The sequence below is a fragment of the Nocardia implantans genome (assembly GCF_035544775.1).
Lineage (GTDB): Bacteria > Actinomycetota > Actinomycetes > Mycobacteriales > Mycobacteriaceae > Nocardia > Nocardia implantans.
Map to the genome: position 1 here is coordinate 53,585 of NZ_JAYKYQ010000013.1, position 20,378 is coordinate 73,962.

Consider the following 20,378-nt stretch of genomic DNA (forward strand, 5'->3'; position numbering starts at 1 on the left):
CCACTCGAAGAAGACCCGAACACCGTCGCCTGAGAATACTTCTTGACTTGTTGTCTGTTACAACCAAGCCGTGGGTTGAGACGTGATCGCTATTACAAGCCGCACAGTCTGTTTTCAATGTGCTGCATGTGCGCCAGTCGCGAGCCGGTTGCTCATTCGGGCTCAGCTTTGCACGCGCGCGGCGAGGATCGCTTCGACGTAGGGACTCAGCAGCGCGCTCAATTCCGCGGGCGCGTCGCGGCCAGGGCCGGGCGGAGTTGGGATGTAGCTGAGGGCGATCCGCACCAGGGCGTGCGCGATGACGTCCGATTCGGCCGCCGTCGAAGCCACCCAGCTGTGCTGGAAGGCGCGCGAGAGACGTTCGGTCGCGTGCTCCAGCAACGGTCCCGCGTCCAGAGTGATCAGGCGCAGCAGATCCAGCTTCACCTCACCCGCGACCAACGACTGCACCAGCGGGTCGGACGCCGCGTCGAAGAAGAAGTTCGCCATACCGTCGCGGAACGCGGCGCGGACGTCACCGACATTGCCGTTGATGGCGGCGTCCACATGATCGACCAGGAAGTCGGCCAGGCGCAGGGCGTAGGCCTGGGTGAGGCCTGCGCGGGAGCCGAACTCGTTGTACAGCGTCTGCCTGCTCACCCCCGCCCTGGCCGCGACGTCACCGAGGGTGATCTTGGACCAGTCCCGCTCGGTGAGCAGCTCGCGCATCGCGTCCAGCACCGACGTCCGCAGCAGGTCCCGCGCGGCCTCCTGGTAGGAAATCCTGGTTCCGGTGCGCGGCATACCCGCGACACTGTCACGGGCGCCCGCCGCAGTCAAAATCTCACGACCGTTCGATTTCGACCATGTAGAAATCCGCCTTGGCGGCGCCGCAGTCCGGACAGGTCCAGTCGTCGGGGATGTCGTCCCAGCGGGTGCCCGGCGCGATGCCGTCCTCCGGCCAGCCCTCGGCTTCGTCGTATTCGAAGCCGCACTGGATGCACTGATACAGCTTGTACTCGGTCATTTCCTTGCCCCTATCGGCTCGAAATCGATCTTCTCCCGCACGCCGCAATCCGGGCAGCACCAATCGTCCGGCACCGTCTCCCACCGGGTGCCCGGCGGGAAGCCCTCGTGCGGAGCGCCTTTCGCCTCGTCGAAGACGTAGTCGCAGACGGGGCAGCGATACGCGCTCATGCCTCGTCCCCTTCGGCAGCCTTCCGCGCGCCGTAGCGCGCCAGCACCTTCTCCCGCTTGCCGGGATCGATGTTGGCCCGGGTGATGTCGCCGCCGTAGTGCGCGAGCACGCGCTTGTCCATGACGCGACGCCACAGCGGCGGGAAGTAGGCGAGCAGGATCATGCTGGCGTAGCCGCTGGGCAGGTTGGGGGCGCCGTCCCAGCTGCGCAACGTCTGGTAGCGCCGGGTCGGGTAGGCGTGGTGGTCGCTGTGCCGCTGCAGGTGGTACAGGAAGATGTTGGTGACGATGTGGTCGCTGTTCCAGCTGTGCACCGGGGCGGGGCGCTCGTACCGGCCGCTCGCCGTGCGCTGCCGCACCAGGCCGTAGTGCTCCAGGTAGTTGACCGCCTCCAGCAGGCTGAAGCCCACCACGGCCTGCAGGATCAGATACGGCAGCAGCTCGATGCCGAACACCGCGATCAAGACCGCGAACAGCACCGCCGACATCAGCCAGGCGCTGAGCACTTCGTTGCGCAGGCTCCACGGCTTCTTGCCGAGCCGGTCCAGCCGCACCTTCTCCAACTGCCAGGACGACTTCAGGCTGCCCCACACGGTGCGCGGCCAGAAGGCCCAGAACGTCTCGCCCACACGGGAACTCGCCGGGTCCTCCGGCGTCGCGACGCGCACGTGATGGCCGCGGTTGTGCTCGATGTAGAAGTGCCCGTAGCAGGACTGGGCCAGCGCGATCCGCGACAGCCAGCGCTCCAGGTCCACCTTCTTGTGGCCGAGCTCGTGCGCGGTGTTGATGCCGATGCCGCCGATCATGCCGACGGTGATCGCCAGTCCGATCTTGTCCACCACGTGCAGCCCGCCGTCGATGCCGAGCCAGCTGACGTCGTCGGCGGTGATCAGGTAGGCCGCCATCACCAGCGTGGCGTATTGGAAGGGCAGGTACAGGTAGGTGAGGTAGCGGTAGTACTTGTCGTTCTCCAGGTACTCCATCACCTCGTCGGGCGGGTTGTCGCCGTCCGGGCCGAAGAAGATGTCCGCGATCGGGATCAGCACGTAGACCAGGATCGGCCCGAGCCAGAACGGCACCTGCGCGAGGCGATGCCAGCCCAACTCGTTGAGTCCCCAGATCAGCGGCAGGCCGATGAGGAACAGGCCGGCCGGGGCGAACAGACCCCACAGCCACATATAGCGCTTGCGATCCCGCCACGCCGGTACCTCGACCGGCTGGGCGGACGCGTCGGCGTGCGTCGACATCGTCGTCTCCATTCCCGAAGAGCACGCCACATGTGACGTGCATTACCTCACTTGTGGACGATAGACGGACATTTGTCGCTTGTCTAGACAAATGCGGCAATTTGTAAACCGCGCGGCGAGAGAACGAGAAAGCCCCGGCCGGAGGGGACTCCGGCCGGGGCTCGTCGGGTGGCCGACTCAGCGCAACAGCACGTCGGCGTCGGTGGGCAAGGCGTGCACCGGCCACCAGCGCAGGTCGGTGGATTCGTGACTTCGCACCGGGAGCGCGCCCGCGGGGGCGGTGATGCGGAACAGGAGGTCCAGGTGTCTGGTCGGGACGCCGAGGGAGCAGGTGATGGGATGCGCTTGGGCGCCGTACAGTCCCGGTTCCAGCCGCAGGCCCGCGATGCCGGACTCCTCGGTGGCCTCGCGCAACGCGGCGTCCGCGACCGTCTCGTCCCGCTCTTCGCAGTGGCCGCCGAGCTGGATCCAGCGCCCGACCCGCGGGTGCAGAGTGAGCAGCACCTCGCGACCGTCGTGGGAGAACACGACCGCGGAGGCGGTGATGTGGCCCGGCGCGTGCTCGCGCAGGCAACCACGCGGCGCCGAACCGAGGAATGCCAGCATCGCCTCACGCAGCGATCGCTCCGGATCCGTGCCCGGGCGCCACGTCTCGAGCAGGTCGGTGGCCGAAGCGCGCAGTGATTCCGCGCTCACCGGAGCCGCTTCCCCACCGCCGCCGAATCGCGGCGCTTCACAGCTCGACCAGCCCCGAGCCCGCACTCGCCGGCTGCCGCGGGGTCAGCTCCTCGAGCGGATGACCGATGGCGACGGCGCCAAGCGGACTCCAGTCCTCGGCCACGCCGAGCACGTCCCGGGTGACCTCGGGCGCGAAGATCGTCGACCCGATCCAGCAGCTGCCGATGCCCTCGGTGGCGAGGGCGACCAGCAGGCCCTGCACCGCCGCGCCCACCGCGACGGTGAACATGGTGCGCTCATCGGCCCGCCTGCGCTCGTCCGGATAGTCGTGCGCACCGTCGGGCACGCAGAACGGGATGATCACCTCGGGCGCGTCGAACAGGATGCGGCCGCGCGCGACCCGGCGCTCGATCCGTTCCGGGGACAGGCCGTCGGCGGCCAGATCGGCGCGCCACTTGTCCGCCATCGCCTCGAGCAGCCGGGTGCGCAGCTGCGGCGTGCGCAGCCACACGAACCGCACCGGGCGGGTGTGGTGCGGAGCGGGCGCGGTCAGCGCGACCGACACCGCCGAGCGGATCCGCTCGGGATCGACCGGAGCGTCGGAGAACTGGCGGACCGAGCGACGCAGGAGGACGGCCTCCTTGCGCCCGCGTTCGATGGCCTCCGCGGTGCCGAGCCAGAACAGGTCGTCGGTGCCGCCGCGCAGCAGATCGGCGGCGCCGGATCCGTCGTCGACGATCGGAAGCCCGCGCACCACGGCGACCGGGACGCCGCCGAGCTTGCCCTTGACCAGGTCCGCGGCGGCGGCCAGCTCGTCGGCCACGGCCACCTGGGTGACGAACAGCTCGTTGCCCTGACCGTCGACCGCGCCCGCGTAATCGTGCAGCACCCGCAGGCCCGCGGCGCCGATGGCCGCGTCGGTCTGCCCGTTGCGCCAGGCCCGGCCCATCGTGTCGGTGACGACCACCGCGACCGTCACGCCCAGCCGGTCGGCGAGCGCGGCGCGCAGCGCCTTGGCGCTGGCGTCCGGGTCGGTGGGCAGCAGCACCAGCTCGCCCCGCTCCACGTTCGAGCCGTCCACGCCGGAGGCGGCCTGCACGATGCCGAGCTTGTTCTCGGTGATCAGGGTGCGGCCCTTGCGCGCGAGCACCCGCACCGCCTCCTGGTCGACGAGACTGCGCCGGACCGCGTCGCGCTCCTGCGGATCCAGCGGCGCTTCCACGATGCGTCCCTCGACCTTGGCGACGATCTTGCTGGTGACCACGAGCACGTCGCCGTCGGCCAGCCAGGGCGCGCAGCGGGCGATGTGCTCGGCGATGTCGTCGCCGGGCCGGAATTCGGGCAGCCCGGTGACGGGCAGGATGCGCAGTTCTCCTGCCGCGTGGTCGATCGGTGTGCTCACAAGGCGACTCCAGCGAGATCCAGCGCCTGACGCACCATCTCGGCGGTGGTCGGCGGGTCGGTCATCAACAACGGGACGCTACGCACCTCGACTCCCGGCACATCGGCGGCGTCGGTGCTGTGGATCAGCCAGCCGTCCAGGATCCCCGTGGCCGAGCGGGCGCCGTAGTACCGGCCGATCGCCTCGGCCGTCGTCTCCACCCCGATCACCGACAGGCACTCGTCGGCCATACCGCGCAGCGGCTTGCCATCGATCACTCCCGACACGCCGATCACCTTCGCCGGGGTGGTGCGCAGCGCGCCCCTGATACCGGGCACGGCGAGGATGGCGCCGATGCTGACGACGGGGTTGGACGGCGCGAGCAGGACCACGTCGGCGGATTCTATGATATCGATCACATTTGGGGCAGGTTTGGCTTCATCGGCGCCAATTGTGGCGAATCCATGGGTGTCGATGTTCGCGCGGTAGCGAACCCACCACTCTTGAAAATGGATCGCGCGCCGTTCGCCAGGGTTGTCCGGATCGGACACCACGACATGCGTTTCGCAGCGATCGTCGGTTGCCGGGATCAGTTTCACGCCGGGCTGCCACCGGTTGCACAGCGCCTCGGTGACGGTGGAGAGCCGGTATCCGGCGCGCAACATTTCGGTGCGGATCAGATGCGTGGCGATATCACGGTCCCCCAAGCCGAACCAGTCCGGCTGGGCGTGATATTTCGCGAGCTCTTCCTTGGCGTGCCAGGTCTCGCCGACCCGGCCCCAGCCGCGCTCGGTGTCTATGCCGCCGCCCAGCGTATACATGCAGGTGTCGAGGTCGGGGCAGATCCTGAGCCCGTGCATCCAGACGTCGTCGCCCACGTTCACGATCGCGGAGACGTCCGCCTCGGGCAGCAGTTCCCGGACGCCCTGAAGGAAACGCGCGCCACCGACACCGCCGACCAGCACGGCGATCCGGGGTCCGTTCGCGGGCGTGGCGTCCGCTTGTTGTCCAGTCACATCCGCACAGCCTATGCGCTGACGCGAAGTCTCCCGTTCGCGGCAAATTTGCTATACATTTGCTATCGCACATCACAAGAGGGACTCGGAATGCGGCTGCGGATAGTAACGGAATAGCGACGGCGGCTTGACCATCGACGCGTCCGGCGTGTCTAATCACAGTCATGTCATTCCGGGTTCGCGCGAGAGATCAACGCGCGAACGACTTTTCGAACAGACGTTCGCATCGGTGTGACAAGCTCGGGGACGTCCGCGGGACAACGTCGCGGGGTATGGCCGTCGGTGCGCGTGTTGGTCCGACGGAAAGAATCATTCTGCGCTAACACACAGTGAGGAGGCGGAGCGATGGCCAACGAGATGGTCTCGCCGACCGATTCCACAGCAGGCGCAGCACGTGGCGTCTGCGCAGATAACGGCGGCTGGAAGGACCAAGAGGGGGGTGACGGAGTCACGGCGCCTCGGCTCAGCCTGGTCGTGACCGGCTTCGACGAGATGTTCGAATCCATCGAAGAGCAGTGGCAGGAGCGCGCCCTGTGCGCGCAGACCGATCCGGAGGCGTTCTTCCCCGAGAAGGGCGGCTCCACCCGCGAGGCCAAGCGGATCTGCATGGGCTGCGAGGTCCGCGACGAGTGCCTGGAATACGCGCTCGCGCACGATGAGCGCTTCGGCATCTGGGGCGGCCTCTCCGAGCGGGAGCGCCGCCGCCTCAAGCGCGGCATCGGCTGACAGACATCCGCGATGCCCGGAGCCGCCCGTCCACCGGGGCGCTCCGGGCACGCGCGACACGGCCGACAGATCTCCCACCGCCTCGATGCGGACGGCCGGAGCCGACTGGCCTAGATTTTCTCTCATGGCACGTTCCCGTAAGCGTCGACCGCCGACCGCGCGGTCGGTGATCCGCCGCGGCCGCGGAGTGCGCGGACCGATGCTGCCACCCACCGTGCCGGCCTGGCGGACCAGAGGCCAGAAGTTCGACCGGCTGGTGCTCGAGGCGTTCGCCCCCTTGGACTCCCGCTGGCACGACCGGCTCACCAAGCTCGACATCGCGGTCGACGACGTTCCGAAAATCCGTCCGCTGCATCCCGATTCGGTCACCTGGCCGGACGAGGTCGTCGCCGACGGCCCGGTTCCGCTCTCCCGGCTCATCCCGGCGGGCGTCGACCGGCACGGCGCGGCGACCAGGGCCAGGGTGGTGCTGTTCCGCAAGCCGCTCGAGTTGCGCGCCAGCGACCCCGACGACCTCGTCGATCTGCTGCGCGAAGTGCTGGTCCAGCAGGTCGCGACCTACCTCGGCGTCGATCCGGACGTGATCGATCCGGAAGCGGAGTGAATCGCACCCATCCGCGCGGCGGCGGCACCCGAATGCGCTGGGGGCAAGCGTGTGTAGGCGGTCACCGGCTGGGTACTCCGGTGCGCATGCCATGACCGACCACTGGCGTCGCGCGTGCGGACATCGGCGCCCGCGCGTGGCGCCGGGTGACGTCCGGATTCACCGCGGGGCACGTCGTGGCCCCGCGGAACCTCGTGCTGCCCTCGTTCCGCGACGCACGGACCGAGATTCTTCAAGCGTGTCTGTCCCCATCGACGCGCCAGGGGGGTTACTCTCATCGGCGTGATTCCCATGCGTCGTTGCTGCCGACCAGGCTGCAAGAATCCGGCCGTCGCGACGCTCACCTATGTGTACTCCGACTCGACGGCAGTCGTCGGACCACTCGCGACGGTCGCCGAACCGCACTCCTGGGATCTCTGCGAAACGCACGGCTCACGCATCACCGCCCCGAAGGGCTGGGAACTGGTTCGCCACGAAGGCGGGTTCTCCTCCAGCACACCGGATGACGATGATCTGACCGCGCTCGCCGAGGCGGTGCGGGAAGCGGGGTTGCGCCGCCGCCCTCCCGAGCGCGAGCAGCGCGGCTATCGCGACTACGCTCCCCCGCCGCCGCGCACCACGCGCACGGGTCGCCGCGGCCATCTGCGCGTGCTGCCCGACCCGCCGTCCTGATCGGACCAGGACGGTGTCGGACCGGTCCGGCGCAACCACTAGGGTGTTGGGCATGACAGTCGCCCGCTCTGCCGAATTCGTGAACGCGGTGATCAAGGCCTACGACGTTCGCGGTGTTGTCGGTGACCAAATCGACGCGGAATTCGTCAGGGACGTCGGCGCGTCCTTCGCGCGGCTGATGCGCGCCGAAGGCGCCCGCCGGATCGTCATCGGGCACGACATGCGCGATTCCTCCCCCGAGCTGTCGGCCGCCTTCGCCGACGGCGCGCTCGGCCAGGGCCTCGACGTGGTGCACATCGGCCTGGCCTCGACCGACCAGCTGTACTTCGCCTCCGGCCGCCTGGACTGTCCCGGCGCCATGTTCACCGCCAGCCACAACCCGGCCCGCTACAACGGCATCAAACTGTGCCGCGCCAAGGCCCTTCCGGTCGGTCAGGACACCGGGCTGGCCACCATCAAGAACGAACTGATCGACGGCGTGCCCGCGTACGCGGGCGAGCGCGGCACCGCGACCGAACTCGACCTGCTGACCGAGTACGCCGACTTCCTGCGCGGCCTGGTCGATCTCGGCGGCATCCGCCCGCTCACCATCGCGGTGGACGCGGGCAACGGCATGGGCGGGTACACCGTGCCCGCGGTGCTCGGCGCGCTGCCCCAGGTGACGATCGTGCCGCTGTACTTCGAGCTGGACGGCACCTTCCCCAACCACGAGGCCAACCCGCTGGACCCGGCGAACCTGGTGGACCTGCAGAAGCTGGTGCGCGAGTCCGGCGCGGACATCGGCCTCGCGTTCGACGGCGACGCCGACCGCTGCTTCGTCGTGGACGAGAACGGCGACCCGGTGTCCCCCTCGGCGATCACCGCCCTGGTGGCCGAGCGCGAACTGGCCAAGGAGCCCGGCGCGGTGATCATCCACAATCTGATCACCTCCCGCGCCGTGCCGGAGCTGGTGCACGAGCTGGGTGGAACGCCGGTGCGCACGCGGGTCGGGCACTCGTTCATCAAGCAGGAGATGGCCGCCACCGGAGCGGTGTTCGGCGGCGAGCACTCCGCGCACTACTACTTCCGCGACTTCTGGGGCGCCGACTCCGGGATGCTGGCGGCGTTGCACGTGTTGGCCGCGCTGGGTGAGAAGGACCGGCCGGTGTCGGAGCTGATGGCGTCCTACGCCACCTACGCGGCTTCCGGGGAGATCAACTCCACCGTGGCCGACGCCGCGGAGCGGACGCTGGCCGTCGTCGACGCCTTCGCCGACCGGGCGCATTCGGTGGACCGGCTGGACGGGGTGACCGTGCAATTGGCCGACAACGCCTGGTTCAACCTGCGCGCGTCGAATACCGAGCCGTTGCTCCGGCTGAACGTCGAAGCCAGATCGGCGGAGGAAGTAGACGCACTCGTGACCGAGATCCTGGGCATCGTTCGCTCCTGACTGGAATAGTGGAATCACAGGCCTTGGATTCGTCCGTCTCGGTCTCGGTGTGGCAGCTGGACCGGGTGGGCGCGGGGGCGGAAAAGACACAGCGCGATGAGGGGAGGTGGGACGCCCGATGATCGCTGGAACACCGGTGCTCGACCTCGACGATGCCGCTTCACTCGAGGCCGCCGACGCAGGCGGCGCCCTTCGCTCGGCCGCTTCCGGCGGCGCCCAGGTCCGCGCCACCGCGGCGGCCGTCGGTGAGGACGCGCTGGCCCGATTGGCCGATCTGCGACCGCGCAGCGTGGTGCTGGTCTCCGGTTCCGGGCGTGCCGCACGCGCCGCCGGACTGCTCGTGGCCGCGCTCGGCGACCGGGCGGGTCTGCCCGTCGTGCCCGCCGCCGCCTTGCCCCCTTGGGTGGGGCCGCTGGACGTCGTGCTGGTCTCCGGCGATGACGCGGGCGATCCGCGCCTGATCGACGCCGTCGACCGGGCGCTGCGCCGCGGCGCCGAGGTGGTCGTCGCCGCGCCGCACGAGGGGCCGCTGCGCGCCGCCGCGGCAGGGCGCGCCGCCGTGCTGGAACCCCGGGTGCAGGTGCTCGGGTACAACCGCCTGCTGCGCTTCCTGGCCGCCGGAATCGCGGTCCTGCGCGCGGTCGACCCCCAGCGCACCGGAGCCGTGGTCCCGGAACTCGCCGACCTGGCCGACGTGCTGGACGCGGAGGCGCTGCGCGACGGCCCGCACAACGAGGTCTTCCACAACCCCGCCAAGACGCTGGCCGCCCGGATGCAGCAGCGGGGCGTGGTGCTCGCGGGCGATTCGCCCGCCGCCGCCGAACTGGCCGAGCACGGCGCCGAGGTACTGCTGCAGTCCGCGGGCAAGGTCGCCACCGCGGTGGATCTGGCCGAAGCCGTGGCCGCGCGGACCAGGATGGCCGAGGCGGCGGGCGAATCCGCGCCCGGCTACGACCCGCTGTTCCACGACGAGGAACTGGACGGTCCCGCGCCCGTGGAACGCATCCGGGTGTTCGTGCTCAGCGCCGATCGCGATCGGGCGGCCGCGCGCAGGCGCATCGCGGTGTTCGGCGGCGAGGCGGCGAGCATGGTCGACGCCGATCTGGTGAACGCCGACGTCGACCTGCTGCACACGGAGATGACCGACCCGGCCGCGCCCGCGCAGACCCATGCCGAAGAGGCCGTGCCCGCCAACGGCACCGAACTCGAACAGCTCGCGGTGCTCGCGTTGCGACTGGAGATGGCGGCCGCCTATCTGCGGCTGATCGGCTCGCGCACCGCACCGGCCGACAGCCAGGAGCAGTACGGGGGAAGCTACTAGTGCACGAACTCGTTGGTGCGCTGCGCTCGTATGCCTGGGGCTCGCGCACCGCGCTCGCTCAGCTGTGCGGCAGGCCGGTGCCGTCGGCGCATCCGGAGGCCGAACTGTGGTTCGGCGCCCACCCGGCCGATCCGGCGTACGTGAAGGCCGGCACCGACGCCGTCTCGCTGCAGGAACTGATCGCCGCCGACCCGAGCCGGGAACTGGGCTGGGTCGCAACCCGATTCGGCGAGAAGCTGCCGTTCCTGCTCAAGATCCTGGCCGCCGAGGAGCCGCTGTCGCTGCAGGCCCACCCGAGCACGGAGCAGGCGCGGGCCGGTTTCGAGCGGGAGAACCGCGCGAAGGTGCCGCTGAACTCGCCACTGCGCAACTACCGCGACGACAACCACAAACCCGAGCTGATCGTCGCGCTGGACCGGCTGGAGGCGCTGGCCGGCTTCCGCGATCCGCACCGCACCGTCGCGTTGCTGCGCGCGCTGGCGGTGGACGGATTGCGCTCCTACTGCGAACTGCTTGCCGCGCAACCGGACAAGGCCGGCCTGCGCACCCTGTTCACCACGTGGATCACGCTGCCGCAGCAGGTGCTGGCCACGCTGCTGCCCGAGGTGCTCGACGGCTGCGTGCGGTATCTGTCGGGCAAGGGCGCCCGCGAGTTCACGGCCGAGGCGCGCACGACGCTCGAATTGGCCGAGGCCTACCCGGGCGACGCGGGCGTGCTTGCGGCGCTGCTGCTGAACCGGGTGACCCTGGAGCCGGGCCAGGGATTGTTCCTCGCGGCCGGGAATCTGCACGCCTACCTGCGCGGGGTCGGCGTGGAGATCATGGCCAACTCCGACAATGTGCTGCGCGGCGGCCTCACCCCCAAGCACGTCGACGTGCCGGAATTGTTGCGCGTGCTGGATTTCGAGCCGATCGACTTGCCCGCGGTGCTGCCCGAGCCCGCCGGTGACGGGTCGGTGCGCTATCGCACGCCCACGTCGGAGTTCGCGCTGCGCCGCTTCGATCTGGTCGCCGGTTCCGCGCGGGTGCCGCTGACCCCGGCGGGCCCGGCGATCGTACTGTGCACGGCGGGCACGGTGCGGCTGTTGCGGAACGACTCGTCGCTGGAGCTCACCCGGGGTGCGGCGGCGTGGATCTCCGCCGCCGACACCGATATTCGCGCGCAGGCGGTGGACGGTGCCGTCCAGCTGTTCTGCGCGTCCGTCGGCGCGATCGGCTGACCGATCCGGAACGCCGGTTTCCGGGTGTCCTAGTCTGTTCGCTGGTATCTCGAAAACAGAGAGGACACGCTTCCATGTCGGCTGGCGGTGGCAAGAAGGCGATCGTCGCGGCGTTGACCGCGAACGCGGGGATCGCCGCGGCGAAGTTCGTCGGTGCGGCGATCACGGGCTCGGGGTCGATGCTCGCCGAGGCCGTGCACTCCGTGGCCGACACGGGCAACCAGGGGCTGTTGCTGCTGGGCCAGCGGCGCGCCGCGAAGGAAGCCGACGAGCTGCACCCCTTCGGCTACGCGCGCAACCGCTACTTCTATTCGTTCATCGTGGCGCTGGTGCTGTTCACCCTCGGGTCGGGTTACGCCATCTACGAGGGCATCCACAAGATCCAGCACCCGGAGGAGCTGAGTTCGCCGATCGTGGCTGTCGTCATCCTCGTGATCGCGATCGCGCTGGAGACCTACAGCTTCACCACGGCGATACGCGAGTCCGCGCCGCTGAAGGGGGACGCGAGCTGGTGGCGGTTCATCCGCAATTCGCGCAGCCCCGAGCTGCCGGTGGTGTTGCTGGAGGACACCGGCGCGCTGATCGGCCTGATCTTCGCGTTCGCGGGCGTCGGCCTGACCATGCTCACCGACGACCCGGTCTGGGACGGCATCGGCACGCTGGCCATCGGCGGGCTGCTGGGCGTCATCGCGATCGTGCTGATCGTGGAGATGCAGAGCCTGCTGATCGGCGAGGGCGCCACGCCGCAGGAGAACCGGTTGATCCGCGCGAACCTGATCGACGAGACCCGCATCGATCGGGTGATCCACCTCAAGACGCAATACCTCGGGCCCGAGGAACTGCTCGTGGCCGCGAAGGTCGGCGTCGTTCCCGGCCTCGACATCGCGGCGATCGCAGGCGCCATCGACGACGCCGAATCCCGCGTTCGCACCGCCGTGCCCGCAGCGCGCGTCATCTACCTCGAACCCGATCTCTACCGCACCCAGCCCGCCCAGAGTTGACGATCCGGCGACCGCGGGCAGCGCTCAGCGGTGCTGGACCGCCGGGGCGCGCAGGAGATCGAGCGGGTCGGTGCGGACGTCGAAGCGGTCGTGCAGGGCGTGCCGGGCGGCGTGCAGCCCGCACATGCCGTGGACTCCCGGACCCGGCGGCGTCGCGGACGAGCACAGATAGACGCCGGGAATCGGTGTGGCATAGGGGTTCCAGCGTGGCGCGGGCCGGAACGCGAACTGGCGCAGCGTCATCGCGCCCGCGGAGATGTCGCCGCCGATGTAGTTGGCGTTGTGCGCGGGCATTTCCGCCGCTGTGATCACGTTCTTCGCGACGATCAGGTCGCGGAACCCCGGGGCGAACCGCTCGACTTGGCCGATCACCTCCTCACTCACGTCGCGGGTGGAACCGTTGGGCACGTGGGCATAGGTGTAGAAGGTGTGGCCGCCCGCCGGCGCGCGCGTTGGATCGACCACACCGGGCTGGATGGACAGCACGTAGGGCCGTTCGGCGTGTTTTCCCATGGCCACGGCGTGCTCGGCGGCCATGGCCTCGGCGCGGGTGCCGATCACGTGCACCGTTCCGGCGAGCTCGCAGCCGTCGGCCCGCCACGGCACCGGCCCGGAGAGCGCGAAGTCGATCTTGCACGCGGCGCCGCCGTACCGGAAACGCCGCAGCCGCTTCGCGTACCGCGCGGGTAACCGGTGCCCGGCGATGCGCAGTAGTTCGGCCGGGGCGAGGTCGAGCAGCACGGCGCGGGCGCAGGCGAACTCGTCGATGGAGTCGACGCGATGACCGGTGTGCACCCGGCCGCCGAGACGTTCGAGTTCGGCGATGAGCGCGTCGGGGATCGCCTGACTGCCGCCGCGCGGAATCACCCAGCCTCCGACGTGGGCCAGCGTGCCGAGCAGCAGCGCCGCGCCCGCGGCCGTGATCGCGCGCGGGGGAATGATCGCGTGCGTGGCGATGCCGGTCAGCAAGGCGGGTGCGACCTGGTCACGAAATCTGATGTTCCACAGCGGCGAGCCCTGCTCCAGGGTGCGCAGGCCGAAACGGATCGAGGTCGCCAGCCCGGACGGAATGCGGCGCAGATCCGACATCGCGAGGTCGACCACGTCCGGCCAGTGCCGCACCAGCGGAGCGAACAGTTCGCGCCATGCCGGACCGTCGGGACCGAGGTCGTCGACCGTCCGTTCCAGGTCTCGCCAGGCCAGCCCGGCCACCCCGCCGTCGAGCGGATGGGCGTAGGAGACCTCGGGGGCCAGCAACTCCACGCCGTGCGCGGTCAGGTCGAACGCGCGGAACAGCGGCGCGGCCGCCGCCATCGGATGCGCGCCCGCGCACACGTCGTGCCGGTAACCGGGCAAAGTCAGTTCCGCCGTACGGGATCCACCGCCTGCCGTCGCCTCGGCCTCGTACACCTCCACGGCGAGCCCCGCGCGGGCCAGGATCACCGCGGCGGCGAGGCCGTTCGGTCCGGAGCCGACCACCACCACATCAGCCATACCCCCACGCTACCGGCGGCGGGCTCGCCGACGCGGCCGTCAGGCTCGCGCCGCGCCCACGGCGGCGAGCCATTCCGCCACCACCGGGTCAGGCGCCGAATTCGCGGTTCCGTGGTCAGCCGTCCGTTCCGGTGCAGTGTGGCCAGGCCGTGCGGGCAACTCCAGGCGACCATGATCCCGGTCACTCTCCCGGCAATCCGATGACTTCGCGGCATCCGTCCCGTCTGCACCATCGAACGCACGACGAGCAAGGAGATCGACCAATGGCGACCAAGCCGCACGGCCCCGCGTCCTACTTCCCCTCCATCGAGGCCAAGTACGGCCGCTCCATCGAGGAATGGAAGGCCGCCATGCGCGAGACCGGCTCGAGCTCGCACAAGGAGCTGGTCGAGTGGCTGAAGACCGAGCACGGGTTCGGGCACGGCCATGCCAGCGCCCTCACCCAGCATTACCTGCACCCGGAGAAATGGACGGCCTGACCCCGGACATCACGAAGGGCCCGCGGATCCCGCGAGCCCTTCGTCGTGCGCGCGCTACGCCTCGACCAGATCCTTGGTCTCGGATTCCTGCGCCTGCGCCGGCGTCCCGTGGCCGTCGTCGACCATGGTCCGCTCGTCGAAGGGAAGTTCGCGATCGAGCACCTCGCGCACCCGGTCCACGTCGACGGTCTTGGTCCAGGTGCCGATCAGCACCGTGGCGACCGCGTTGCCGGAGAAGTTGGTCAGCGCCCGCGCCTCGGACATGAAGCGGTCGATGCCGACGATCAAGCCGACGCCGTCGAGCAACTCGGGCCGATGACTCTGCAACCCGCCCGCCAGCGTGGCCAGCCCGGCGCCGGTGACGCCGGCGGCGCCCTTGGACGCGACGATCATGAACACCAGCAGCCCGAGTTGCTCCCCGATGGACAGCGGCTTGCCCATCGCCTCCGCGATGAACAGCGATGCCATGGTCAGGTAGATGGCGGTGCCGTCGAGATTGAATGAATAGCCCGTCGGGACCACGACGCCGACGGTGGTGCGCTCGACGCCCATGTGGTCCATCTTCGCGATCAGCCGTGGCAGCGCCGATTCCGACGACGAGGTCGCGACGATCAGCAGGTACTCCCGCGCGAGGTAGCGCACCAGCTTGAAGATCGACACCCGGGACACGGCCCACAGCAGCGTGCCGAGCACGCCGAAGACGAAGACCACGCAGGTGAGGTAGAACGCGAGCATCAGCGTCCCCAGCTTCGCCACGGCATCCAGACCCGTCTTGCCGACCACGTTGGCGATCGCGCCGAACGCGCCGACCGGCGCCAGCCACAGGATCATCACCAGGATCCGGAACACGAGTTTCTGCAGCAGCGCCACGCCGCGCAGGATCGGCTCGCCCGTCGCGCCCATGGCCTGCACCGCGAATCCGACCAGCAGCGCGACGAACAGCGCCTGCAGCACGTTGCCGGTGGTGAGCGAGGACAGTAGCGTCGACGGCACGATGTTCTGGATGAATTCCCAGGTCCCGCCCGCGCTGTGGGCGGTATCGGCCAGCGTGTGACCCGCTTTGGCCGACGTGGCGATATTCAGTCCGGTACCCGGTTGCACCAGGTTGCCGACGACGAGACCGATTCCCAGCGCGATGGTCGACATGACCAGGAAGTAGCCGATGGCCAGCCCGCCGACCTTGCCGACGGTGGCCGCGGCGCGCACCGAGCCGATCCCGAGCACGATGGTGCAGAAGATGACCGGAGCGATCATCATCTTGATGAGGTTGACGAAGATGGTCCCCAGCGGAGCGAACGACTGCGCGACGCCCGGCGCCAGCCAGCCGACGAGGACGCCGGCGACCACAGCCACGATGACGGCCAGATACAGCCAATGGGTGCGGTCGTGCCGCGTTCGAGTCGAGTCGCTCATAGCGAGGATTTCCCTTCGAAAGGTACCGGCGCGAGGCGGCTCGCGCCTTCCAGGCAGAATGATGGTCGGCCGGGTGATCCCGGTCACTGTTTGGTGCATTACGTTCAGCGGAGGAAGAGCTTGTGAGACGCGGTCGGCTCTCCCTCGCCGGGCAGGCGTTCGTCTTCCAGTTGGTCGTGCTCGCGCTGATGATCGGGATCGGCGTTGTGCTCGCGGTGCTGGACGCCAGGCACGACAGCGACGTCACCACCACCAGGGAGGTCACCGACGTCGCGGTGAGCGTGGCCGACGCGCCCTCGACCATCGACGCGCTGCGCAGTCCGGATCCGACGGCGCTGCTGCAGCCGGTGACCGAGGAGATCCGGCACGAGACCGGCATGGATTTCATCGTGGTCATGGCGCCCGACCGGACCCGCTACACGCACACCAACCCCGCGATGATCGGACTGCCGTTCAGCGGCACCATCGATCGCGCGCTGGCGGGCGAGACCTTCACCGAGACGTTCACCGGCACGCTCGGTCCGTCCATCCGGGCGGTGACGCCGGTGCACGACCACGGGCGGATCGTCGCCCTGGTCTCCGCCGGGGTGACCCGCGCGAAGATCGGCGACCAGGTCGCCACCCAGTTCCCGGTGATCCTCGGCGTCGCTGGGGCCGGGCTGGTGCTGGCCGCGGGTGGTTCGTTCCTGTTGAGCCGCAGGCTGCGTCGGCAAACGCACGGCCTGGCGCCCGACGAGTTGCGCGCGATGTACGAGCACCACGACGCCGTGCTGCACTCGGTGCACGAGGGCCTGGTGGTGTTCGGCGCGTCGGGCGAGGACGCCGAAGTGGTCAACGACGAGGCGCGCCGCCTGCTCGACCTGCCCCCGGGCGAGGTGCGCCGCAGCGACCTGCCGCTGTCGTTGCAACGGATGAGCTGGGGCACCGTCCGCGACGAGATGCACGTGACCACCGACCGGATCCTGCTGGTCAACCAGGACACCGTGGAATGGGAAGGCCGGGCGATCGGCACCGTGATGACCATCCGCGATCACACCGAGTTACAAGCGGTGATGGGCGAACTCGACTCGGTGCGCAGCTTCGCCGCGTCGTTGCAGGCGCAGGCGCACGAGTCGGCCAACCGGTTGCACACCGTGGTCACCATGGTCGAGCTGGGCCGCCACCGCGAGGCCGTCGAGTTCGCCACCGCGGAACTCGAGTTGTCCCAGTCGCTGATCGATCGGCTGTTCGCCGCGGTGGGCGCGCCCGCCTTGGCCGCGCTGCTGCTCGGCAAGGTGAACCAGGCCGCCGAACGCGGCATCGAGCTGACCATCACCGACGACACCGCGCTCGACTCGGTGGACCCGCTGTCGCCGCACGAAACCGTCACGCTGGTGGGCAATCTCGTCGACAACGCGATCGATGCCGCGGCGGACAGCACGTCCGGCTGGGTGGAGGTCACGCTGCGCCACCAGCGAGCGGACGCGGGAGACGGTTCCACGCTCTACATCCGGGTCGCCGACAGCGGTCCGGGGATGTCGGCGGAGATGTTCGCGCGTGCGTCCCAGCGTGGCTATTCGACCAAGGCCGACCACCACGGGCTCGGTCTCGCGCTGGTCCACCGGCTGGTGGCCCGGCACGGGGGAAGCATTCGCACCGAACGGGATCCCGAAAGCGCGGTGACCGTGACGATCCCACGAAAGGAGGCACGATGATCCGTGTGCTGATCGTCGAGGACGAGCCGCTGATCGCCGAGGCTCACCGCGCCTATGTGGAGCGCATCGCCGGATTCACACCCGTCGGCATCGCCCACACCGGGCGCGAGGCGATGCGCGCGGCGGCCGACGCGGCGGCCGAGGGCACACCGATCGACCTGGTGCTGATGGACATCGGTCTCCCTGACGCCAGCGGCCTGGACGTCGCCGCCGCGCTGACCGGTCTCGCGCCGCGCCCGGACGTCATCGCGATCACGTCCGCGCGGGATCTGGCCATGGTGCGCACGGCGGTGTCGCACGGCGTCGTGCTGTATCTGCTGAAGCCGTTCACCTTCGCCGCCTTCCGCGACAAGCTGGACCGCTATCGCGAGTTCCGCACCGCGCTGCCGGCCGGTGAGAGCGCCATCTCCCAGCACGACATCGACCGGGCGTTGAGCGCCCTGCGCACCACCGACCAGCGCGCGACGACCCCCAAGGGCGTCGCGCCGCAGACTCTCGACGAGATCTCCCGCGCCGTGCGCGCGGCCGAGGCCGAGGGCGTGACCGCCGCGGACACCGCGACCTCGATCGGTGTCTCGCGCATCACCGCATGGCGCTATCTGGAGAAGCTCGCCGATGACGGATTGGTCGTCCGCCGCTCCGACTACGGCCGGGCCGGACGTCCGAAGACCCGCTACGTGTGGAAGACCACGGGCTGATCAGACCGGCTCCGGGGCCTGCGCGCGCTGGCCGAGGTGCACCGGCATCCGCTCGTACCCGTGCAGGGTGAACAACGCGCGCCGCCGCAGCGGTCCGTCCAGGCGCAGGTCGGGGAACCGGTCGAACAGGGCTTGCAGCGCGTACACGCCTTCCATCCGAGCCAGGCTCGCTCCCAGGCAGACGTGCACGCCGCTGCTGAACGACAGGTGATCCTTCGCGTTCTCGCGCCCGACGTCGAACCGTCCTGGATCGGCGAAGACCGCGGGATCGCGATTGGCGCCCGCCAGCGACAGCACCACCGTGTTGCCCGCGCGCACCGGGACGCCGTCGATCTCCACGTCGGTCAGCGCGGTGCGCGCCGTGGTCTGCACCGGGGAGTCGAAGCGCAGGATCTCCTCGACGGCGTTGGGCCACAGCTCCGGCTCTTCGCGCAGCAGCTCCAGCTGATCCGGATGGGCCAGCAACTGCGCGACACCGTTGCCGATCAGGTTGACCGTGGTCTCGAAGCCTGCGCCCATGAGCAGGCTCGCGGTGGCCTTGAGCGCGTAGGAGTCCAGCTCACCCGCGGTGACCAGGCTGCTGAGGATGTCCTCGCCCGGCTCGCGGCGCAACCGCTCGATGTGCCGGTCGAGATAGTCGTTCATCACCTCCATGGCCCGCATCGCCTTCCGGTGCGCGCGCCACGGGATACCGACGTCGAGCAGGGGCGTCATCTGGTCGCCCCAGTTCAGGAACAGCGCCTTGTCCTCGTCCGGGAAGCCGAGCATCTCCGAGATGATGGCGATCGGCACCTGGGAGGCGAACGAGTGGATCAGGTCCGCGGAACCGTGGGAGGGCAGACCGTCCAGCAATTCCTCGGTGACCGTCTCGACGCGGTCGCGCAGCCTGCGGATCGCGCGCGGGGTGAACGCCGATGCCACCGGTTTGCGCATCGCGGTGTGTTCCGGCGGGTCGATCACCAGCATCGACGGCGGCTCCACCGGATTCGGCGGCAGCGGGAAACGCTCGGCGAGCTTGCGCAACGGCTTGGGGATGTTGAAGCTCTCCGTGGTGCGCACGCCGAAGCGGCTGTCGCGCAGGATGGAGCGGCACAGCTCGTGGTCGAAGGTCGCGAACGCGATCGGGGTGCGCAGCAGCCTTGTCTCGCCGCGCAAGCGCTCGATCAGCGGATAGGGGTCGTCGAAGCCGGCCTGGCCTGCCATCAGTTCGGCGAACGGATCACCGCGGCGCGCCTGCGTGCGCAGGACGAGACGAGGCGCGCCCTGCACGGACAACCAGCGGAACCAATAATGCGGCTTCATAGTCCAACCTCGTCGTCGTGGCGATGAGTCCACCGTACGGAACCGTGCGCGGTTGTGGAACGTCCTCAGGTCGGATCCGGCGCTTATACCGTGGTAGGAGCGGCTCAGCCGCGCTGCGCGGTCACCCGCTCCGAAGCGATGCGCCGCTCACGCAGCGCCGGATCGGGGTTGACCACCTGCACCAGCGACGCGCCCGCGGCCAGCACCGCGAGATATCCGTCGATCAGTTCGGCCGGGGTGTCCCACGGCGTGCTCGACAGCACCCGGTCCCCTTCGGCGAAGCCCTGGCGCATGGCCGATTTCCGCGCCTCGGCGAGCACCTCCTTGACCGGCATGCCGTCGAGCGCGACGCCGGCGCCGCGCGGGAGGAACTGGTCGCCGTGCACGCGCACCGAGGTGGCGAAGTCGGTGACGCCGACCGGCAGGTCGCGCACCGGCGAACCCATGGCGTCCAGCGACAGCGCGGCGACCTCGCCCGCTCCGTCGGCCTCGTCCAGGCGGTCGGGGGTGACCAGGGCCAGATCGGCGTCCCGGTCCGGCTGCAGCACCACCTCGGTGCCCGCCCACCAGCAGCCAAGCAACACCGCGGCGGTCTGCCAGTGCGCAGGCAGCAGGACCGCGACCCGCGCGCCGGGACTCAGGCCGAACTCGTCGCGAATCAGATTGGCGGTCTTGGCCGCCCAGTTCGCCAGCGTCGCGCCGGACAGCTCGATGCGCGCGCCGGTGGCGTCGTCGTAGTAGGTGACGCGCGGGCCTGCGGGTTCGCGGGCGAGGATGGGATCGAGTACCGCTTCGGTGAGCGTATGTGCCTGGTCGATGTCACGCAT

Annotated in this window: 21 protein-coding genes; 10 read left to right on the top strand and 11 right to left on the bottom strand. The window is 69.6% G+C overall.

Annotated elements, in window-relative coordinates:
* Positions 1-162 precede the first annotated feature (162 nt).
* The 7 genes from U3653_RS27145 to cofD all read right to left on the bottom strand — a co-directional run bounded on the left by U3653_RS27145 (position 163) and on the right by cofD (position 5,498).
* Positions 163-783: a TetR/AcrR family transcriptional regulator gene (locus U3653_RS27145; protein ID WP_195082031.1), complete on the bottom strand. Its 621-nt coding sequence runs from the start codon at positions 781-783 to the stop codon at positions 163-165.
* A 40-nt stretch (positions 784-823) separates the two neighbouring features.
* Positions 824-1,006, bottom strand: coding sequence for a rubredoxin (locus U3653_RS27150; protein ID WP_043730863.1), 183 nt, complete (start codon positions 1,004-1,006; stop codon positions 824-826).
* Positions 1,003-1,176, bottom strand: coding sequence for a rubredoxin (locus tag U3653_RS27155; RefSeq protein ID WP_195082032.1), 174 nt, complete (start codon positions 1,174-1,176; stop codon positions 1,003-1,005). The genes U3653_RS27150 and U3653_RS27155 overlap by 4 nt, the downstream gene beginning before the upstream one ends.
* Positions 1,173-2,423, bottom strand: coding sequence for an alkane 1-monooxygenase (locus U3653_RS27160; protein WP_195082033.1), 1,251 nt, complete (start codon positions 2,421-2,423; stop codon positions 1,173-1,175). Before U3653_RS27160 ends, U3653_RS27155 begins: the two co-directional genes overlap by 4 nt.
* A 177-nt stretch (positions 2,424-2,600) precedes the next feature.
* Complete coding sequence (locus tag U3653_RS27165; protein ID WP_195082034.1) at positions 2,601-3,119, bottom strand: NUDIX hydrolase; 519 nt, start codon at positions 3,117-3,119, stop codon at positions 2,601-2,603.
* Between the two features lie 37 nt (positions 3,120-3,156).
* Positions 3,157-4,503: a coenzyme F420-0:L-glutamate ligase gene (locus U3653_RS27170; protein WP_195082035.1), complete on the bottom strand. Its 1,347-nt coding sequence runs from the start codon at positions 4,501-4,503 to the stop codon at positions 3,157-3,159.
* Complete coding sequence (gene cofD / locus U3653_RS27175; RefSeq protein ID WP_397071459.1) at positions 4,500-5,498, bottom strand: 2-phospho-L-lactate transferase; 999 nt, start codon at positions 5,496-5,498, stop codon at positions 4,500-4,502. Before cofD ends, U3653_RS27170 begins: the two co-directional genes overlap by 4 nt.
* A gap of 492 nt (positions 5,499-5,990) precedes the next feature.
* On the opposite strand from cofD, the gene U3653_RS27180 reads away from it, so the two are divergent.
* From U3653_RS27180 to U3653_RS27210, 7 genes are all read left to right on the top strand, one after another.
* Positions 5,991-6,224: a WhiB family transcriptional regulator gene (locus U3653_RS27180; protein WP_029901515.1), complete on the top strand. Its 234-nt coding sequence runs from the start codon at positions 5,991-5,993 to the stop codon at positions 6,222-6,224.
* Positions 6,225-6,348: 124 nt separating this feature from the next.
* Positions 6,349-6,828: a metallopeptidase family protein gene (locus U3653_RS27185; RefSeq protein ID WP_168434228.1), complete on the top strand. Its 480-nt coding sequence runs from the start codon at positions 6,349-6,351 to the stop codon at positions 6,826-6,828.
* Positions 6,829-7,119: 291 nt separating this feature from the next.
* A complete protein-coding gene (locus U3653_RS27190) occupies positions 7,120-7,500 on the top strand; it encodes a DUF3499 domain-containing protein (protein ID WP_039800382.1) in 381 nt (126 codons plus the stop codon).
* 52 nt (positions 7,501-7,552) lie between these two features.
* Positions 7,553-8,929 (top strand): phosphomannomutase/phosphoglucomutase, encoded by a 1,377-nt coding sequence (locus tag U3653_RS27195; protein ID WP_195082036.1) that lies wholly within the window; start codon positions 7,553-7,555, stop codon positions 8,927-8,929.
* Positions 8,930-9,047: 118 nt separating this feature from the next.
* Positions 9,048-10,250: a serine/threonine-protein kinase gene (locus U3653_RS27200; protein ID WP_195082037.1), complete on the top strand. Its 1,203-nt coding sequence runs from the start codon at positions 9,048-9,050 to the stop codon at positions 10,248-10,250.
* On the top strand, positions 10,250-11,470 hold the full coding sequence (gene manA / locus U3653_RS27205) for a mannose-6-phosphate isomerase, class I (protein WP_195082038.1): 1,221 nt from the start codon (positions 10,250-10,252) through the stop codon (positions 11,468-11,470). Before U3653_RS27200 ends, manA begins: the two co-directional genes overlap by 1 nt.
* Positions 11,471-11,544: 74 nt before the next feature.
* Positions 11,545-12,471: a cation diffusion facilitator family transporter gene (locus U3653_RS27210; protein WP_195082039.1), complete on the top strand. Its 927-nt coding sequence runs from the start codon at positions 11,545-11,547 to the stop codon at positions 12,469-12,471.
* A 24-nt stretch (positions 12,472-12,495) separates the two neighbouring features.
* On the opposite strand, the gene U3653_RS27215 is transcribed toward U3653_RS27210, so the two are convergent.
* Positions 12,496-13,965 (bottom strand): phytoene desaturase family protein, encoded by a 1,470-nt coding sequence (locus U3653_RS27215; RefSeq protein WP_195082040.1) that lies wholly within the window; start codon positions 13,963-13,965, stop codon positions 12,496-12,498.
* A gap of 263 nt (positions 13,966-14,228) precedes the next feature.
* Between U3653_RS27215 and U3653_RS27220 the strand changes: the two genes are divergently transcribed.
* The gene (locus U3653_RS27220) at positions 14,229-14,444 is read left to right on the top strand and encodes a DUF4287 domain-containing protein (protein WP_195082041.1); all 216 of its coding nucleotides are present in this window, start codon (positions 14,229-14,231) and stop codon (positions 14,442-14,444) included.
* Positions 14,445-14,498: 54 nt separating this feature from the next.
* On the opposite strand, the gene U3653_RS27225 is transcribed toward U3653_RS27220, so the two are convergent.
* A complete protein-coding gene (locus tag U3653_RS27225) occupies positions 14,499-15,857 on the bottom strand; it encodes a cation:dicarboxylate symporter family transporter (protein WP_195082042.1) in 1,359 nt (452 codons plus the stop codon).
* A gap of 122 nt (positions 15,858-15,979) precedes the next feature.
* Here U3653_RS27225 and U3653_RS27230 point away from each other — a divergent pair, with 122 nt between their 5' ends.
* A complete protein-coding gene (locus tag U3653_RS27230; protein WP_397071454.1) occupies positions 15,980-17,551 on the top strand; it encodes a sensor histidine kinase in 1,572 nt (523 codons plus the stop codon).
* Positions 17,548-18,249, top strand: coding sequence for a response regulator (locus tag U3653_RS27235; RefSeq protein WP_195082043.1), 702 nt, complete (start codon positions 17,548-17,550; stop codon positions 18,247-18,249). The genes U3653_RS27230 and U3653_RS27235 overlap by 4 nt, the downstream gene beginning before the upstream one ends.
* Here U3653_RS27235 and U3653_RS27240 read toward each other — a convergent pair whose 3' ends face one another.
* Both U3653_RS27240 and U3653_RS27245 read right to left on the bottom strand, forming a co-directional pair.
* A complete protein-coding gene (locus U3653_RS27240) occupies positions 18,250-19,551 on the bottom strand; it encodes a cytochrome P450 (protein WP_195082044.1) in 1,302 nt (433 codons plus the stop codon).
* 104 nt (positions 19,552-19,655) lie between these two features.
* A complete protein-coding gene (locus U3653_RS27245) occupies positions 19,656-20,378 on the bottom strand; it encodes a TIGR03089 family protein (protein ID WP_195082045.1) in 723 nt (240 codons plus the stop codon).

Excerpts from the sequence above, each read along its gene's own strand:
- U3653_RS27245 (WP_195082045.1), bottom strand. The coding sequence starts at position 20,378 with ATGCGTGACATCGACCAGGCACATACGCTCACCGAAGCGGTACTCGAT.
- U3653_RS27220 (WP_195082041.1), top strand. The coding sequence starts at position 14,229 with ATGGCGACCAAGCCGCACGGCCCCGCGTCCTACTTCCCCTCCATCGAG.
- U3653_RS27185 (WP_168434228.1), top strand. The coding sequence starts at position 6,349 with ATGGCACGTTCCCGTAAGCGTCGACCGCCGACCGCGCGGTCGGTGATC.
- U3653_RS27155 (WP_195082032.1), bottom strand. The coding sequence starts at position 1,176 with ATGAGCGCGTATCGCTGCCCCGTCTGCGACTACGTCTTCGACGAGGCG.
- U3653_RS27240 (WP_195082044.1), bottom strand. The coding sequence starts at position 19,551 with ATGAAGCCGCATTATTGGTTCCGCTGGTTGTCCGTGCAGGGCGCGCCT.
- U3653_RS27180 (WP_029901515.1), top strand. The coding sequence starts at position 5,991 with ATGTTCGAATCCATCGAAGAGCAGTGGCAGGAGCGCGCCCTGTGCGCG.
- U3653_RS27215 (WP_195082040.1), bottom strand. The coding sequence starts at position 13,965 with ATGGCTGATGTGGTGGTGGTCGGCTCCGGACCGAACGGCCTCGCCGCC.
- U3653_RS27160 (WP_195082033.1), bottom strand. The coding sequence starts at position 2,423 with ATGTCGACGCACGCCGACGCGTCCGCCCAGCCGGTCGAGGTACCGGCG.
- U3653_RS27200 (WP_195082037.1), top strand. The coding sequence starts at position 9,048 with ATGATCGCTGGAACACCGGTGCTCGACCTCGACGATGCCGCTTCACTC.
- U3653_RS27190 (WP_039800382.1), top strand. The coding sequence starts at position 7,120 with ATGCGTCGTTGCTGCCGACCAGGCTGCAAGAATCCGGCCGTCGCGACG.
- U3653_RS27235 (WP_195082043.1), top strand. The coding sequence starts at position 17,548 with ATGATCCGTGTGCTGATCGTCGAGGACGAGCCGCTGATCGCCGAGGCT.
- U3653_RS27210 (WP_195082039.1), top strand. The coding sequence starts at position 11,545 with ATGTCGGCTGGCGGTGGCAAGAAGGCGATCGTCGCGGCGTTGACCGCG.
- U3653_RS27150 (WP_043730863.1), bottom strand. The coding sequence starts at position 1,006 with ATGACCGAGTACAAGCTGTATCAGTGCATCCAGTGCGGCTTCGAATAC.
- U3653_RS27145 (WP_195082031.1), bottom strand. The coding sequence starts at position 783 with ATGCCGCGCACCGGAACCAGGATTTCCTACCAGGAGGCCGCGCGGGAC.
- U3653_RS27195 (WP_195082036.1), top strand. The coding sequence starts at position 7,553 with ATGACAGTCGCCCGCTCTGCCGAATTCGTGAACGCGGTGATCAAGGCC.
- U3653_RS27225 (WP_195082042.1), bottom strand. The coding sequence starts at position 15,857 with ATGAGCGACTCGACTCGAACGCGGCACGACCGCACCCATTGGCTGTAT.